Source organism: Pantoea sp. GM01 (assembly GCF_000282675.1).
In the GTDB taxonomy this organism is placed as follows: Bacteria; Pseudomonadota; Gammaproteobacteria; order Enterobacterales; family Enterobacteriaceae; genus Pantoea; species Pantoea nemavictus.
Window position 1 is genome coordinate 146,052 of sequence record NZ_AKIU01000035.1, and the last position, 17,233, is coordinate 163,284.

Here is a 17,233-nt window from a genome sequence, read left to right on the forward strand (position 1 = left end):
CCGCCTGTTGAGGATTACTCTTTGTCGACCTGAGTAGCGCTAACAGAAGAGAGATAGTTCAGCAGCGCAATATCGTTTTCCACGCCCAGTTTCATCATCGCTGATTTCTTCTGGCTACTGATGGTTTTGATACTGCGGTTCAGCTTCTTGGCAATCTCAGTTACCAGGAAACCTTCGGCGAACAGACGCAGCACTTCGCTCTCTTTCGGCGACAAACGCTTGTCACCGTAACCACCGGCGCTGATGCGCTCCAGCAGTTTTGCCACGCTTTCCGGCGTATATTTTTTACCTTTCTGTAAAGCAGCCAGTGCTTTAGGCAGATCGGTTGGTGCGCCTTGTTTCAGGACAATCCCTTCAATATCCAGATCCAATACCGCGCTCAGGATCGCTGGGTTATTGTTCATGGTAAGAACGATAATCGAGAGATCCGGATAGTGACGTTTGATGTATTTGATCAGGGTGATACCGTCACCGTATTTCTCGCCTGGCATCGAGAGGTCGGTAATCAGGACGTTGGCGTCCAGTTTGGGCAAGCTGTTTACTAATGCTGTTGAGTCTTCAAACTCACCTACAACGTTAACCCATTCGATCTGTTCCAGCGACTTACGGATACCGAACAAAACGATCGGATGGTCATCGGCAATAATTACGTTCAAGTTATTCATCTTATTGGTTACCTTGCTGCAGCAGTTGGCTGACGTAAGCGTCAATTTCACTGGTGGTATTTTTAATGGTTAAATCGTCACATACTTTAATGTGTTGTTCTAACGCTTCACAAAGCTGTTTACCTGACACCAGATTGAGCATGGCAAACACGCCTTTCAGGCGATGTGCTGTCTGAGCAAGCGAGGGATAATCCTTTTCCGCCGCTTCAGTATACAGTCTCTTCACATCTGGCGGTACTGTCTCGGTAAACAGCTGGAAATAGCCTCCGCTCATTAGCGGCGTGGCTGCTTCATCTTCGCTACTCTCCTCCATCAAGTCATGAGAAAGTTGCTTTTCAATCAGGGCCAGTAGCGCATCAAGCAGCGCATTACTGAGATTGAAGTTGACCCGGAATTGCCGATCGTTCAACGCGTGATGGCCCATCTCGTCACCGGCCAGTAACAGCGCCCAGCCGTTCAGGCGCGCGGGATCGTCGGTCACCAGCACATCATGATCCTGACCGGTCAAACGTTCGTCCGAAGTCAGGCATTTGGCGCCCCAGTTTTCCAGGTGGCGACACACAATTTTGTGTACGTCTTCAACGGCGATATCCACCAGCGCGGTGACACCTTCCAGCAGCTTCTCTTCCTGCTCACCTTGCTGTTCTTCTAATGCCAGCGGCAGTTGAATATTGTAGCGCGTACCGATATCGGGTTTGGCGATGATCTCGAGCTGCCCGCCCATCTGTTTACACAGCTGCTTACACAGGAAAAATGCCATGCCAGATGCCTGACCGAAGCGGTCCTGCGTGGTTTCGCCCAGATAGGGGAAATCGACATTCGCCAGTTCGTCGACACTCAAGCCGGCGCCGGTATCCACCAGTTGCAGCAGCACCTGATTCGGCTTCTCTTCGCTGGACTTAATCTCCAGCGTAATTTTGCCCCAGCGGGTGGTGGTGAGCGAGTAATGCATCAGCGTGGTCAGCACTTTACGCAGCGCACGACGATCGCCAAAGCGCATTTCGTCGTTGGCTAAATGGTTGTTCATCACCAGCGCCAGGCCTTTGCGGCGCAACAGCGGCAGGCTTTCCAGCGCGATCTCATCCAGCATATCCTGCAGATTGAACACGCTGGCATCCGGCGACCAATCATGCGCTTCAAGGCGATTGAGCAGCACGATGTCATCGACCAGGCGCGCCAGGCCCTGGCTTTCGTCGAGCAGATCAAGCACGCTCTCGTCATCATCACGCTGGCTAAGTTGCACCAGCTGCGTGACCATACTTTGCAGCGGACGATTCAGTGCGTGTCCAAGGTTATGCATCAGCTGCTGGCGCATCTGGTGGTTGCGATCTAACACCTGCTGCGCCTTCTGCAGCTTCTTATTGACCAGCAATTCGCGGTCCTGATCGCGCATCATAAACAGCTGCGTATGCGGCGATAACACGCTGCGCGCGTGGCGGATCTCATACACTTCATTATTGATGGTCGCCTGCAGCACGCCCTGATGCTGATCGGACATATTGATGATTTTCTGCAGATTGAGGTGCGGCAACAGATGCTCCGCGATCTTATTGCTGAGCAGCGTGCGGTTGGTGGCGAAGTCATACACCAGCAGGCCAACCGGCAAACTGGCAACAATCTCTTCGTTCAGCATGCGCAGGGAATCGAGCTCGGCGCTTTGGTTCTCATTCGGGCGCAGCGATTGCTGACGCAGCAGCGTAATGCCGGCAATCGACAGTAAAAACAGCACAAGATTGATCAGCAGCGGCCACATCAGGTTATGCAGCGTATCCAGCGCCAGGCTGGTGAGCGGCACGCGATACACCAGCTGTAATGAGGTGCTCGGCAGCGAAGCGGCGATCTCCAGATTGGGATTAACCAGCGCTACGTGCGTGGTTTCACTGCTGGTATCGTCGCTATTGGTGGTGGTTGAGGTTTGCGTGGCGTCCTGCCGCAACTGGAAGTTCTCCAGCGGCATATTACGCGGAATCAAATCGTTAACCGGCAGATCGAACGCCACCACCGTGGCTAAATGGCCCGGCTGATTAAAGGTGGTGCGCAGCGTAAAGTAGTGATCGTTTTGCCAGGCAAAATGGCGCAGCGGCGAGAAGCTTTCACGCTCATCCAGCGCATTGGCCTGCTGCAACATCTCCGCGCGGCGGCTATCAACCATGGTATTGATCGCGCTCTCTTTATAGCGCGTTGCCATATCTTTCAGCGGCAACGTTGAGATCATGATCAGGCTATTGTCCTGACCATTAAGGAAGTACATCGACCAGGTCGGATTTTCTGCGCCCCACAGCGTATCCAGATAGTTGGACATGCGCAGGGTCATATCCAGCGTGCTGCCGTCGTGCGAACCGAAGATCAGCGCTTCCGTTTTACGTCGGGTTTTTTCCAGATAGTAGACATCCGGGCGCAGGCGGGTTTCCTGAAGATTGCTGTTCGGCGACGATCCGGCGGCGCTGGTGGCGAGGTTTTCATAGATCTGCCAGGTAGCAAAGCGCGACGCATCGATGCGTTTCTGCATGGCGCGCGCCAAATCAGTCATCGCATAGCGCTTCTCAGTAATCCAGGCATTGACGCTGTTATGCACCATCGCGCCGAGCGCCAGAAAAAGCACCAGATTAAACACCACGAAAAAGCGCGTTACATTGCCGGATGTCAGAGGAAATTTATAAGGCAGCATAGTGTCTCAGGACCATGGAATTAGCGCGCAACCCGTCGGGCACTGGCCGCGACGGCCAGCAGCAGCAGAGCGATAAGTAAAAATGCGCCACTCAGGCTGATCCACTGGGAAATTAATCCGATTAAAGCCGGACCTGAAAGAATACCCGCATAGCCTAACGTTGTCATGGCCGAAATCGCCAGATTCGACGGCATATCGTGTTGATTCCCGGCAGCATTAAACAACATCGGCACCGTATTGGCGAGGCCAAAGCCCACCAGCAGGAAAGCCAGCAGCGCGATTTGTGGCCACGGCAGCAACACCGCCAGCGTCATCCCCGCTGCCGCAGCCAATGCGCCGGTCAACATCACCGGATAGCGGCCAAAGCGCTGAATCACTTTATCGCCGGTTAAGCGACCAATGGTCATCGCCACCGAGAACACCGCATAACCCAAACCGGCGTGCGCAGGGCTCATCTCCGGGCTTTGCAGCAGCAGCAGCGCGCCCCAATCCAGCACCGCGCCTTCGGCAAGAAACAGGATAAAGCACAGCAAGCCGAGGAAGGCGACCCAGCCGCGCGGGATCACCAGCCACGGTTGATCGGGCTGATGCAGGCGCTCGGTCATCAACGTCGGCAGGCTCCACAGCAGCAGTAACACAATCAGCACCATCACCACGCCAACCGCCTGCAATGGCGCCAGATCCGCGCCAAGCAGCAGGCTGACGGAGCCTGCGCCAATAATGCCGCCCAGGCTGAAGAAACCGTGGAAACCCGACATCATTGGTTTATCTGCCGCTTTTTCCACTTCAACAGCCTGCACGTTCATGGCGACGTCCAGCATACCGAGCCCAGCGCCAAACACCATTAATGTTGCGGCCATCTGCCACATCACATCAAGCGTGGCCAGCAGCGGCAGAACTGCCAACACCACGAGCGTGGAACACAGCATTACCCGACGACCACCAAAACGCGCGATTAAACCACCGGTAACTGGCATCGCCGCCAAAGAGCCAATGCCAAGGCACAGTAGCAATCCTCCGAGCGATGCACCGCTCAGCGCCAGACGCTGGCTGGCAAACGGCACCAGCGGTGCCCAGGCGGACATAGCCAGTCCGGCGATAAGGAAAACGATACGTGTTCCTGCATTGACACGGTGGTGCAATTTATTCTGCTGCGCGGCGTCCAGTGCTGTCATAAAGAGTGTTTTTCATTAGCGGATGAAGCGACGAAGTTTAGCATTAAAGCCGGCGTCAAACCTGGCATCCCACACGAATGGTGCGTGAGGTTTAGCGCCTGAAACAGGCATATTACCGATTTTTTACCTGACGCTACGCTTTTCCAGAACTTTCCTGGCATGTACCAACCAAAACTAGAGTGACTTAAGTAAAATTTTTTCTGGTGATTGTTGCAGTATACTGATGAAAGTTTCCGCGCCACCCGCGGCTTACACGTCATTATCCTGGCGCTGTCGCAAAGCGCCTATTTCCGGATTTTCGCCAATAGGCAGCGACCACCTAAAACCGATATGTTAGTCATCCCATCGGCTCCCGATGCGGAATATAGCGAGATCGATATTATTTCTCCTCTTTGGGAGAATTTTGCTGTGGTTTACTTTCATCCTTGTTACCTGCTGGTAACCCGTTTTCATCAGGCGAAGCGGGCCGTTTATTAACGGCCTGTATGGCGCACCGGTTCGCTTAAAGCATTAATAAGCATAATGACTGCTGCAACGCATTTCCTGTAACGAGGTTATCTATGTCTTCACATCAATCTGAACAACAATTAGCGGCAATTTTGCAATCCGCGGTCAGCCTTTATCCGGTGACGGACGATGCCGCCAGTCTGCAAACCCGCAGTGTCGACACCACACCGCCCGCGCCTCTGCGCCCGTATGAGCCGATTGCGCAGGATGGCGTGATTGCCGCCTGGGAAGCGGGTAAAAATATTCATCTGCGCGGCCGCGCGGAGTCCGAACCGGGCGCCACGGTCACCCTGACGTTCAACGGTGAAAGCTGGCACAGCACGGTAAATAAGTGGGGTTACTGGAATGCCTCCATGCCGCCTTCAATGCTGCACGGATTGGCCGACGGGGCTTACTCACTTACGCTCACCATCACCGACAAAGCCGGTAACAGCACCGATACTCAGGTTGGCTTTGGTGTGTACGTGGATAAAACCGTAAAACCGACGCTTAGCGTGGATACCATCAGCGGTGACAATGCCGTCAGCGTTGCCGAAGGGATTTATGGCGTAGAGGTACATGGCAACGTCACACATATGCCGGTGAATAGCGCAATTACGCTCACCTTAGCCGGGAAAAAATACCTCGGTGGCGTCAATGAGAAGGGCGAATGGACCGCCACTATTCATGAGCAGGATCTGCAGGCACTCAAGGATGGTGTGTACAGCCTCAAAATCAGCGCTACCGATCCCAACGGCAAAACCACCTCCACGTACCAGGACATCACGCTCATTACCCACGTTAGCAGCTTGCCGCATATCAGCTTCGACAAGGTCACGGCAGATAACGTCATCAATAAAGAGGAGAGCCTTAACGATCTCACCTTTAGCGGCGCGCTCTCGGTGGTGGTGCCGGGCCAGCAGCTGTTACTGTGCAGCGGTGATGCGGTTTATCACGCGCAGATTGGCAGCGATGGTCATTGGCAGGTGACCATTCCGGCCAGTGAAGTGGCGAGCTTTATCGCTCTGGGTGAAGTCCGCGTTTATGCACTGGACGGTGCCGGTAACAGCACCGACTCTTTGCTGGAGCTGAATGTAGTCACCCAGCTGCCAGCCATCTACTACGAAATTAATATCGGCGGCGATACCACGCTCAACCAGCAGGAAGCTCAGCACGATCTTAGCTTCTATCTGGAAGGGGTAAATCAGCTTACGCTCAATGGTAAAAATTACACGCCGGTCGCGGGCATGGTGACCATCAGCGCCGAGGATCTTCAAGCCTTGCCGGATGGTGAAGTATCGCCGATCGCCACGCGCTGGGATCAGTACGGCAATCATGACACCCAGGTCATTGAGAATCTGTTCAACGTTGCTACCCATCAATTGCCAACCATCACGCTAAACCAACCGTTTGGCGATGGCGTGCTGGATGCGGCCGAGGTGAATAACTGGCATCTGATTCAGGGCAGCAGCAGCCACCTTGAGCAGGGCAGTTTGGTCACGTTAACGCTCGGCGATCAAAGTTATAGCGCTACGGTTAAAGCCGATGGCAACTGGGCGCTGACCATTCTGGCCGGCCAACTTGCCCCGCTGGATGATGGCAGCTATCAGATGAAAGTCAGCGCGCAAGATAAAGCGGGCAATATCGCGACGGCGACGCGACCGGTGACCGTCGATAGCCACGAAGCGGTGGCGCAGGTTAGCAGCGAGCAGCTGGACACGCTGCTGGTGAATGTTACTGATAGCAACGTCAGCCAACACGATCAGCATAGCGATGCCACCGCCAGCCGCGTGGTGGAAAGCCACTACAGCGCCAGCGACAGCAGTTACACCCTCGCCGATCATGTGCAACAGCAACATCAGGTGCAGACATTGGTGTAATCCGCATACCAACCGCTAGCGCCTGCTAGCGGTTGCCTGCCTACTTTACTTTTACGGGACTCCAGGGATGACTGCACAACCCTTCAACAGCGACAACGGCATCGCGGCGATGCTGCGCGTGGCGGCACGCTTCGGTAAGCCGGCTGAGGGCAATACGCTACGCCAGCAAATGCGCTGGTTTCAACATCTGGCTCCTGCGCAACAGTTAGCCCGTTTGGCTGGACTGCTGGGCCTGCATTTGATGCTGGTTCCTCACCAGACGCTGCGCTGGCGTCAGGAGATTGTGCCGGTGTTACTGTTGCTGGAAAACGGCAGCGTGGCGCTGATCGAAGAGGTTGATAGCGACGGTGGCGCGCGCTACTGGCTGAGTGAAAGTGGCGATGTAATCCGCGCAGCACAATTAAGTGATCTACTTGCACAGGCACAGACGGAAGTGGGGGTGATTGGCGTGGCGGCGCGCGCGCGTGATGCGCGTATCGATGAATTTGTGCAGCCGTATCAGCCACACTGGTTCTGGCACAATTTTCGCGGCATGCAGCGGCGTATCGCGGAAATCAGCCTGGCCTCGCTGGTGGGAAACGTGCTGGCACTGGCTGGCATTCTGTTTTCGATGCAGGTTTATGATCGGGTCATTCCCGCGCAGTCACAGCCAACGTTATGGGTGCTGTTTGCGGGTGTGCTGCTGGCCGCGGCGGTGGAATATCTCATCCGCCTGATGCGCACTCAGGTCTCCGATTTGATGGGTAAACGCATCGACCTGAAAATATCGGCCATGTTATTCGCGCGGGCGATGAATATTCGTAACGAAGCGCGGCCGCGCTCGACCGGCTCCTTTATTGCTCAGTTGCGCGAGATTGATCAGGTGCGCGAACTGCTAACTTCAACCACCGTTAACGCTGCCGCCGATCTGCCGTTCGTTTTGTTGTTCCTGCTGATTATGGCGTCGATTGGCGGTTGGCTGGTGCTGATTCCGCTACTCGCCATACCGCTGATCGTCATTCCGGGTTTACTGGTGCAGATTCCGATGGCGCGATTGGCGCAGGAAGGCTTGCGTGAGAGCGCGCTGCGTCAGGCGGTATTGGTGGAAACCCTCGAAGGCGTGGAAGACATCAAGGCGCTGCAAGCCGAGCCCTACTTTCAGCGTCAGTGGGAGCAAACTCACGAAGTGAGCGCGGGTATCAGCAATCAGCAACGTTTGTGGGGCGCGCGGCTCACCGGTTGGTCAGCCAGCGTGCAGCAGCTGACCTACGCCGGCATGCTGGTGTTTGGCGTTTATCTGGTGCTCGACAATCAAATAACGACCGGCACGCTGGTGGCGTGCAGCTTGCTCTCATCACGCACCATTGCGCCGCTGATGCAGCTCACTATGGTGTTCTCGCGCTGGCAGCATGCCAAATCGGCCATGAAAGGGTTGGATGAACTGCTGAAAAAACCGCTTGATCAGCCCGATCACGCCACGCTGGCGCACTGTCCGGTGCTTAGCGGGCATTACCAACTGCAAAATGTGCACTATCGCTATGACGACGAGAGCGGCAATAGCGTGCTGAACATTCCACAGCTGCAGATTACGCCCGGCGAGCGCGTGGCGATTCTGGGAAAAGTCGGCGCGGGTAAATCCACGCTGCTAAAAATGCTGGCCGGCCAGGCGCGCGCCAGTCAGGGAAAAGTGCTGGTCGATGGCGTGGATCTCACCTGCATTGATCCGGTCGATCTGCGTCGTCAGCTTGGCTGGCTATCGCAGGATTCGCGGCTATTCTTCGGCACGCTACGCCAGAACCTGCTGCTCGGTAATCCGCATGCCAGCGAACAGGAGATGCTGCAGGCGCTGCGCATCAGCGGCGCGTTGGCCCTGGTGCAGCAGGATGCCGCCAGCCTTGATCGCATTATTCATGAAGGCGGGCGCGGTTTGTCCGGCGGCCAACGGCAAATGGTGCTGCTAAGTCGGCTGATTCTGCGTCAGCCGCAGGTGGTGCTGCTGGATGAACCGACAGCGGCGATGGACGAACAGCTCGAAGCACAGGTCATTCGCCAACTGGCGCAGTGGGTAACGGGGCGCACGCTGGTGCTGGTCACGCATCGGCCGGCGTTGCTGCGTATGGTGGACCGCATCGTGGTGATGGATAACGGCCGCATTGTGGCGGATGGTGCGCGCGATGAGATTTTACGTCATGCCAGCAGCCACAAAGGAGATGCCGCATGAGTGTGGTCATGCTGGATAAAGATCTGGCGCGGCGCGAACGTCGCACCTCGGCAATCATTTGGCTATGCGTCGTCGCGCTGCTGCTGTTTCTGCTGTGGGCGCACTTCGCTGTGCTGGATGAAGTCACGGTGGGCATTGGCAAGGTCACGCCCTCCAGCCGTGCGCAAATGATTGATAGCCTTGATGGCGGCATTGTGAAACAGCTCGACGTACACGAAGGCAATATCGTGCAGCGCGGCCAGGTGCTGGCAACGCTCGATCCCACTCGTTTCCAAACCAATTTTGGTGAGGCGATAGCGCGCGTGCGCACGCTGCGCGCCTCGGCTGAGCGTTTACAGGCCGAGCTCAGCGATCGACCATTGATCTTCAGCGCCGATATTCTGCAGCATCCCGAGCTGGTCGCGCGCGAAACGCAGCTCTATCAAGCCAGACGGCAAAATTTCGTTGAGACCATTGCCAATCTGCAGCAATCGCTGGCGCTGGTGCAGGCGGAACTCAACGTGACGGAACCACTGATGCTACGCGGTGCAGCGGGCAAGGTGGATGTTATTCGTCTGCGCCGCCAGGTTAGCGATCTACGCGGTAAAATCGACGAAGCGCGCAACGACTATTATGTGCGTGCCCATGAAGAGCAGGTGAAGAACAATGGTGAACTGGATGCGCAGCTGCAGGTGGCGGCAGGTAAACAGGATCTGCTGACGCGCACCACGCTGCTGTCACCGGTACGCGGCATTGTGAAAGATGTGCGGGTCACCACCGTGGGCGGCGTGCTGGAGCCGGGTGGCAAGCTGATGGAGATTGTTCCGCTCGAAGATCAGCTGCTGATTGAAACGCGCATCAACCCGCGAGATATCGGCTACATTCGCCCAGGTTTGCCTGCGGTGGTGAAGATCACCGCTTACGACGCCTCAATTTATGGCGATCTGCATGGCGAGGTCGAAACCGTTTCGCCGGATACGCTGCAGGATGAGGTGCGGCATGAAGAATTTTACTATCGCGTGTATGTCCGTACGCAAAAAGCCGAGCTGACTAATAAAAGCGGCCGCAGGTTCGCCATTATGCCCGGCATGGTGGCAAATGTGGAGATTAAAACCGGTCAGAAAACCGTCATGGATTATTTGCTTAAGCCACTGAATAAAGCTAAAGAATCGCTGCGTGAGCGCTAATATTACGCACCGGGTAATATTCCAGCAATCTTTGTTGTGCACGGAAATTAACATTGCCATTTTAAGGGTATACATTGAACAAAATGTGCGGAAAGCGGCAAATAATGCCTCGGAATTGTCTGGGTTAATTTGTCTCGCGTAATTAACTTTACGCAATATAATCGCTGGGGCTGAATTTTGGGCAAAAAAATGCCGGACAATCTTGTCCGGCGGGAAATTAGGGTAAATCAAATCATTCGGGGTGAATGAAGGTAATAATGAAATAAATGATGATAGCGAGATAATTGTATGCTCTGGATGACGAAGAGTTTTGTCATTCAGTGCGAAAATGTAATTCATGTAATTTGCTGTTTTGTAATGTTTTAAATCCATGTTGTCATTAAGTGCTATATTTTTTACCTATCTGTGCTGGTTATTAGTTCCCCAAAAATTACATCCTGAAATAACTTTTTAATACAATGAAACAGTTTTGGAAATTTAGTATCATTTTCGTGATAGATTATTGCCCAACATAAAATAACAATGGCTTGCCGGCTGAATTTTTAATCGTTCAGTTTGCAGTGGCATAAATAAAGGCACATTAAAGAGGGTAATAAAATGAAACGTCGCGTTCTCTCCCTGATGATTCCTGCATTGCTGGTTGCAGGATCAGCAAGCGCAGCTGAAATTTACAACAAAGATGGCAACAAATTAGACCTCTACGGTAAAGTTGATGGTCTGCACTATTTCTCTGACGACTCTGGCTCGGACGGTGACCAGTCTTACCTACGTTTTGGCTTCAAAGGTGAAACTCAGGTGACCGATCAGCTGACCGGTTACGGCCAGTGGGAATATCAGGCGGCACTCAACACCGCTGAAAGCGAAGGCACCGCTAACAGCTATACGCGCGTAGGCTTTGCCGGTCTGAAATTTGGTGATGCAGGCTCATTCGATTACGGTCGTAACTACGGCGTAATGTACGATCTCGGCGCATGGACTGACGTGTTGCCAGAGTTCGGTGGCGATACCTACGGCGCGGACAACTTCCTGTTCCAGCGCAGTAACGGCCTCGCAACCTATCGTAATACCAACTTCTTCGGTTTAGTCGATGGCTGGAACTTCGCGGTTCAGTATCAAGGCAAAAACGACAACCCAACCGAAGCGACGGGCTCTGGTCGTGATGTACTGGGTGAAAATGGCGACGGCTACGGTCTGAGCACCACCTATGACCTGGGTTCAGGCTTCGGTATTGGTGCGGCAATGTTCCAGTCGGATCGTACCAATAACCAGAATGGCAACAACCCACGTACCGCAGGCATCCTTGGTCGTGGTGATAAAGCCGAAGCTTACAGCGGCGCGCTGAAGTATGACGCGAACAACATCTACCTGGCCGCGATGTACAGCCGTTCTTATAACGCAACGCGCTTTGGTGCCAGCGATGATGGCTCGATTTACGGTTACGCCAACAAAGCAGATAACTGGGAATTGGTCGCACAGTATCAGTTTGATTTCGGCCTGCGTCCATCTCTGGCCTTCGTTTCTTCTCGCGGCTCTGATATCGAAGGATACGGCAGCCAGAACCTGAAGAAATACATTGATGTAGGTGCGACTTACTACTTCAACAAAAACATGTCGACCTATGTTGATTATCAGATCAACCTGCTGGACGACAGTAACTTCACCGACGCAGCCGGAATCAACACCGATGACGTCGTAGCATTAGGTCTGGTTTACCAGTTCTAATCGTGATGGAGCGTGGCTTAGCGGTCACGCTCCCGTTTTTATCAGCGCATCCAGCGCGGCCCGTAGCACCTCGACCACCTGTTCCGCATCCTCCCCAATCTGCACCTGCACAATCGCCCCTTCTACCAACAACACAATCTGCGCTGTTTTAATTTGCTGTTCTGGCGTCAGCTTTTCGCTTATTGCTTGCGCCATCTCGCGCTTATGCTGGCGAATCAGTTCACTGGCTTCCGGCAACGTGGTGCCTAATTCGGCAGCGGTGTTAATAAATGCGCAGCCACGATAATCGGCATCGTTGAACCAACTCAGTAAGGCGGCGGGCAGGGCATTAATCAGCGCCACCTGCTGATCCAGCGCGACACGAAAAGCCGCCATCCAGCGCTGATGGCGCTGCTGCAAAAACGCGACCACCAGTGCATTCTTCGCCGGAAAGTGGCGATAGAACGTCACCTTGGTGACGCCGGCCTCAGCAATCACTTTATCCACGCCGGTGGCGCGAATGCCTTGTTGATAAAACAGCTGCTGGGCGCACAGCAAAATACGCTCGCGTGCGGAAGCCGTCGCATCAAAAACCAGGGGCTCAAGCATCAAAAAATCCTTTAAAGAAATGTAGACAGAATTGTCTACATACGGCAGGATGAATCAAGTAGACAGATCTGTCTACATAATCAGGAGATAAAAAGATGCTGGTGCCACCGTTCAATCAACAAACGGCGTTACAGAAAGTCCGCATGGCGGAAGATGCCTGGAACAGTTGCGACGCGCAGCGTGTTTCATTGGTTTATAGCGAAGATACGCGCTGGCGTAATCGCAGCGAATTCGTGAATGGACGCGCGGAAGTGGTGACTTTCCTGCAGCGCAAGTGGGTTAAAGAGTTGGATTATCGGCTGATTAAAGAGTTGTGGGCGTGGCATGAAGATAAGCTAGCGGTGCGTTTTGCCTATGAATGGCATGACGACAGCGGTAACTGGTTCCGCAGCTATGGTAATGAAAACTGGCACTTTGGCGCCGATGGTTTAATGGTCCAGCGTTTCGCCTGCATTAACGATCTGCCAATCAGCGCGCAAGCGCGTCTGTTTCATTGGCCGGCGGGCACGCGCCCGGACGATCATCCGGGCTTGAGTGAGTTGGGGCTGTAGCGGTTTACTGCACACCGCGCCATTTTTTGGCTTTTGGCGCCGGTTGCTGCGGTGGTTGGGTGATGGACGTTACGCTGCCTTCCATCGCCACACCCGCCAGCGTAAAAGCGGAGAAGCTAAGCCAGTGCTGCCATTTACTGTTCTGCGTTTTGATATTTTCCATTCTGCACCTCGCTGATGTTCAACTCCCCATCAACAATGCAGAATTCATGCCATTCCACCGCTCTCAGCGCCACGCGCCTTGCCGCGACTTTGCTACACTGCGCCAGCGCTGAAGCGGTGCAGGATGATGACTTTCTGGTGCAAAAATTTAACGTCTGCGTGAGGGATAATGCTGAATCAGACGATGGCGATAGTGCTGCCAGCATTTGAAGCTGCCAAAAATAAATAACCCGGTGGTCACTGCAATTATCATATAAATCATCTCATTCTCCTGAAGACATACCGTTGCAGGGACCGATTATCCTGGGCCAGTGCTTAACAAACATCAAGGGTCTTTAGACTGATTTACAAGATTTTATGCTTAGCAATGGGCTGAAGTGATGCGTTTCATAAGAGGAAAGTATGTGCCTTAAGAATATTCTGCTAATTGGCTTAGTTGCATGCGGCCTGAGCGGTTGTGAAAAAAATGATAGTCAGCAGGCAATGGTGCTGGAAGGCAAAACCATGGGCACCGTTTGGCGCGTTAGCGTCGCCGGCGTTGAGCCGCAACGTAAAGCGACCTTGCAGCAAATGATTCAGCAGCAGCTGGACCATGATGACGGTGAATTATCGACGTGGAAGCCTGATTCGGTGCTATCGCAATTTAATCAGTATCAAGGTACAGCAGCGCAACCGGTGAGCGCGGATATGGCGGATATCGTCACTTTGGCGCTGCGTATTGGCAAAAAAACGGCGGGTGCGATGGATATCACCGTCGGGCCGCTGGTCAATTTATGGGGATTCGGCCCAACCCAACAGCCGTTGCATACGCCAACCGATGCCGAAATTGCCGCGGCCAAAGCGCTGAGCGGTTTACAGCACTTGCGTGTAATTCAGGGCGTTGCCGGTCAGTGGCTGCAGAAAGATCTGCCAGGCTTGTATGTTGATCTCTCTACCATGGGCGAAGGTTATGCCACCGATCACCTGGCGCGTCTGATGGAGCAGCAAGGCATCACCAACTATCTGGTCTCGGTGGGCGGCGCGGTGTTAAGCCGTGGCGTGAATGCCAACCAGCAGCCGTGGCGCGTAGCGATTCAGAAACCGACCGATCGCGAAAACGCGGTAGAAGCCCGTGTCGATCTGCAAGGGCATGGCATCAGCACCTCGGGCAGCTATCGCAACTATTATGAACTGGATGGCAAACGCATTTCGCACGTCATCGATCCCAGCACCGGCCGGCCGATTGAGCATAAGCTGGTTTCGGCGACGGTGATTGCCACCACCGCGCTGGAAGCGGATGGCTGGGATACCGGCTTGATGGTGCTGGGCAGCGAAAATGCGCAGGCGCTAGCATTGAAAGAGCATTTGGCCGTCTATTTGATCACTAAGCAGGGCGATGGTTTTAACCACTGGATGTCGCCGCAGTTCAAATCTTTCCTGATCGATCAGAAATCACAGTAAAGGAGGCGCAGATGTTGGACTTATTCAGTGAAGAAGCCCCGTGGCAAGAGCCGCTGGCAGAGGGCGCCGTCATTCTGCGCCGTCGCGCTCGCGATCGGGCCGATGCGCTATTGGCCGCGATTCACGACATTTCCGCACAGAATCCCTTCGAGCATCGCATCACGCCCGGCGGCCATCGTATGTCGGTGGCGATGACTAACTGCGGCGATTTTGGTTGGTCAACCGATTCACGCGGCTATCAATACACCGAACAGGACGGCAACAGCGGGCACCATTGGCCACCGATGCCCGCGCTGTTCCGCGAGCTGGCGCAGCAGACGGCAGGCGAAGCCGGTTTTAGCGGTTACAATCCCGATGCGTGTCTGATTAATCGCTATGAACCCGGTGCGAAACTGACGCTGCATCAGGATAAGGATGAGAAGGATCTACGCCAGCCAATAGTTTCCGTGTCGCTAGGGCTGCCGGCGGTGTTCCAGTTCGGTGGCTTCGAACGCGGCGATGCTACCCAGCGTGTGCTATTGGAACATGGCGACATTGTGGTGTGGGGCGGGCCTTCACGCCTGCGCTATCACGGCATTTTGCCGCTTAAAGCGGGCATTCATCCGCAGGCGGGTGCTTTCCGCTACAACCTCACTTTCCGCCGGGCGTTTTAGCCGCGGCGGGATGAGAATTATTCTTGCTATCAGCGAGGGCGACATTAAACTGCAGGCTGCTTGATTGACCGCTGGAACCCTTTGATGGCATTGCTGCATGTAGTTTATCGCCAGTACCGCTGGCCTTTTATTGGCGTCATCCTGCTCACGCTGCTGAGCGCCGTGCTCGGTATAGGCCTGATTGCCTATATCAATAATGAGCTGATCGTGGCGGTGAACACCTCGATCTCTGTCTTACCAAGCTTTCTCGGGCAGCTGTTTCTGCTGATGGCGGTGACGCTCGGTTCACAGCTGGCGCTGACCCTGCTCGGCCACCATTTTGTCTGGCGTCTGCGCGGTGAATTTATCAAACGTATTCTTGATACGCGGGTGGAACGTCTTGAACAGATTGGCAATGCGCAGTTGCTGGCCGGTCTTACCAGCGATGTGCGCGCCATCACCATTGCCTTCGTGCGTTTACCCGAGCTGATTCAGGGCATCATCATCACGCTGGGCTCGGCACTTTATCTCGCCTGGCTCTCGCCGAAAATGCTGCTGATTACCAGCTTGTGGCTGGTGGTAACGCTGGTCGGTGGCTGGCTGCTGGTGTCGCGCGTTTATCAGCACATGGCAAAATTGCGCGAGACAGAAGATGAACTGTATCGCGACTTCCAGACCATTATTGAAGGGCGCAAAGAGCTGCAGCTGAACCGCGAACGTGCGCAGCTGATTTACGACAGCGTGTATCAGGAGAATGCCAAAAGTTATCGCCACCACATCGTGCGCGCCGATACTTTCCACCTCAGCGCGGTGAACTGGTCAAATATTATGATGCTGGGTGCGATTGGCATTGTGTTCTTTATGGCAAACGGGCTTGGCTGGGCCAATACTGCGGTGGCAGCAACCTATTCGCTGACGCTGCTATTCCTGCGAACGCCGCTGCTGGCGGCGGTCGGTGCCTTGCCCACGCTGCTTAGCGCGCAGGTCGCCTTTCGCAAACTCAATACCTTTGAACTGGCGCCGTACAATGAAGCATTTAAACCATTACCGAGCGTCAGTAACTGGCAAACGCTGGAGCTGCGCGATGTGAGTTTCCACTATGGCGAACGGGGTTTCCAGGTTGGACCGATCAATCTGACGCTGCGTCGTGGAGAACTGGTGTTTCTGATTGGCGGCAACGGCAGCGGTAAATCAACCCTGGCGATGCTGCTCACCGGGCTTTATCAGCCGCAATCGGGCAGCTTGCTGCTGGATGGCAAGGTGGTTGACTGGCACAATCTCGATGCGTATCGCCAACACTTCTCGGCGGTGTTTACTGATGTGCACCTGTTTGACCGTTTAATCGGCCAGCAAGGCCAGCCGGCCAATCCGGCGCTGGTGCAGCAGTGGCTGGAGCGCCTGAAGATGCAGGATAAGCTCAAGCTCGAAGGCAATAAAGTGCTCAATCTGCAACTGTCGAAAGGGCAGAGCAAACGCCTGGCGCTGCTGTTAGCCGCAGCCGAAGAGCGTGACATTTTGCTGCTCGACGAGTGGGCGGCGGATCAGGATCCCCATTTCCGCCGTATCTTCTATCGCGAGTTGCTGCCGTGGTTACAGCAATCGGGTAAAACCGTTTTCGCCATTAGCCACGACGATCACTACTTTATTCATGCCGATCGCCTGCTTGAGATGCGTGAAGGACAGCTCATTGAGTTAACCGGCAAAGAGCGCGAGATGGCCACGCTGGATGCGGTACATCGCACCGATACCGGGCATTGATGCTAGCCGGGAAAGCTTAGCGAAAAGCCTTATTGGGCAAGGTGTTGCGCAGGAAGTAAAGTCATTCGCAGCAGAAATCCTCGTTTCTGCGTCCCTGGAACACTTCTGTCGTCTTGTGTTGTCACCGGCTCGGGTTTATT

At 54.4% G+C, this 17,233-nt stretch carries 15 protein-coding genes; 9 read left to right on the top strand and 6 right to left on the bottom strand.

All coding sequences use genetic code 11. The annotated features are described in order from the left end of the window. Positions 1 to 14 precede the first annotated feature (14 nt). The 3 genes from rcsB to PMI17_RS10905 are packed head-to-tail and all read right to left on the bottom strand — an operon-like array spanning position 15 to position 4,508. Positions 15 to 665: a response regulator transcription factor RcsB gene (rcsB, locus tag PMI17_RS10895; protein ID WP_007889370.1), complete on the bottom strand. Its 651-nt coding sequence runs from the start codon at positions 663 to 665 to the stop codon at positions 15 to 17. A 1-nt stretch (position 666) separates the two neighbouring features. Further along, positions 667 to 3,330 carry a phosphotransferase RcsD gene (gene rcsD / locus PMI17_RS10900; RefSeq protein WP_036620921.1) on the bottom strand — a complete coding sequence of 888 codons (2,664 nt, stop codon included), beginning with the start codon at positions 3,328 to 3,330 and terminating at the stop codon, positions 667 to 669. Between the two features lie 23 nt (positions 3,331 to 3,353). Then, positions 3,354 to 4,508: an MFS transporter gene (locus PMI17_RS10905; RefSeq protein ID WP_036620891.1), complete on the bottom strand. Its 1,155-nt coding sequence runs from the start codon at positions 4,506 to 4,508 to the stop codon at positions 3,354 to 3,356. A gap of 210 nt (positions 4,509 to 4,718) precedes the next feature. On the opposite strand from PMI17_RS10905, the gene PMI17_RS25385 reads away from it, so the two are divergent. From PMI17_RS25385 to ompC, 5 genes are all read left to right on the top strand, one after another. Then, positions 4,719 to 4,985, top strand: a complete 267-nt coding sequence (locus tag PMI17_RS25385; protein WP_157178879.1) for a hypothetical protein — start codon at positions 4,719 to 4,721, stop codon at positions 4,983 to 4,985. A gap of 83 nt (positions 4,986 to 5,068) precedes the next feature. Then, positions 5,069 to 6,874, top strand: coding sequence for an Ig-like domain-containing protein (locus PMI17_RS10910; protein WP_007889394.1), 1,806 nt, complete (start codon positions 5,069 to 5,071; stop codon positions 6,872 to 6,874). A gap of 67 nt (positions 6,875 to 6,941) precedes the next feature. Further along, positions 6,942 to 9,074, top strand: coding sequence for a type I secretion system permease/ATPase (locus PMI17_RS10915; protein ID WP_007889396.1), 2,133 nt, complete (start codon positions 6,942 to 6,944; stop codon positions 9,072 to 9,074). Next, entirely contained in the window at positions 9,071 to 10,240 is a 1,170-nt protein-coding gene (locus tag PMI17_RS10920; protein ID WP_007889398.1) for an HlyD family efflux transporter periplasmic adaptor subunit, read from the top strand. The genes PMI17_RS10915 and PMI17_RS10920 overlap by 4 nt, the downstream gene beginning before the upstream one ends. A gap of 597 nt (positions 10,241 to 10,837) precedes the next feature. Beyond that, a complete protein-coding gene (gene ompC / locus PMI17_RS10925; protein WP_007889400.1) occupies positions 10,838 to 11,962 on the top strand; it encodes a porin OmpC in 1,125 nt (374 codons plus the stop codon). A gap of 24 nt (positions 11,963 to 11,986) precedes the next feature. Here ompC and PMI17_RS10930 read toward each other — a convergent pair whose 3' ends face one another. Beyond that, positions 11,987 to 12,550: a TetR/AcrR family transcriptional regulator gene (locus PMI17_RS10930; protein WP_007889401.1), complete on the bottom strand. Its 564-nt coding sequence runs from the start codon at positions 12,548 to 12,550 to the stop codon at positions 11,987 to 11,989. 95 nt (positions 12,551 to 12,645) lie between these two features. Here PMI17_RS10930 and PMI17_RS10935 point away from each other — a divergent pair, with 95 nt between their 5' ends. After that, entirely contained in the window at positions 12,646 to 13,101 is a 456-nt protein-coding gene (locus PMI17_RS10935) for a nuclear transport factor 2 family protein (RefSeq protein WP_007889402.1), read from the top strand. Between the two features lie 4 nt (positions 13,102 to 13,105). On the opposite strand, the gene PMI17_RS25525 is transcribed toward PMI17_RS10935, so the two are convergent. Together PMI17_RS25525 and PMI17_RS25585 are read right to left on the bottom strand one after the other, a co-directional pair. After that, positions 13,106 to 13,264 (bottom strand): hypothetical protein, encoded by a 159-nt coding sequence (locus PMI17_RS25525; RefSeq protein ID WP_007889407.1) that lies wholly within the window; start codon positions 13,262 to 13,264, stop codon positions 13,106 to 13,108. A gap of 147 nt (positions 13,265 to 13,411) precedes the next feature. Beyond that, positions 13,412 to 13,525 carry a hypothetical protein gene (locus tag PMI17_RS25585; protein ID WP_007889408.1) on the bottom strand — a complete coding sequence of 38 codons (114 nt, stop codon included), beginning with the start codon at positions 13,523 to 13,525 and terminating at the stop codon, positions 13,412 to 13,414. Between the two features lie 140 nt (positions 13,526 to 13,665). On the opposite strand from PMI17_RS25585, the gene apbE reads away from it, so the two are divergent. The 3 genes from apbE (at position 13,666) to PMI17_RS10950 (ending at position 17,093) form a co-directional block, all read left to right on the top strand. Beyond that, entirely contained in the window at positions 13,666 to 14,703 is a 1,038-nt protein-coding gene (apbE, locus tag PMI17_RS10940; RefSeq protein ID WP_007889410.1) for an FAD:protein FMN transferase ApbE, read from the top strand. Positions 14,704 to 14,714: 11 nt separating this feature from the next. Beyond that, entirely contained in the window at positions 14,715 to 15,356 is a 642-nt protein-coding gene (gene alkB, locus PMI17_RS10945) for a DNA oxidative demethylase AlkB (RefSeq protein ID WP_007889412.1), read from the top strand. 84 nt (positions 15,357 to 15,440) lie between these two features. Next, positions 15,441 to 17,093, top strand: coding sequence for a multidrug ABC transporter permease/ATP-binding protein (locus tag PMI17_RS10950; RefSeq protein ID WP_007889414.1), 1,653 nt, complete (start codon positions 15,441 to 15,443; stop codon positions 17,091 to 17,093). Positions 17,094 to 17,233: the final 140 nt, after the last annotated feature.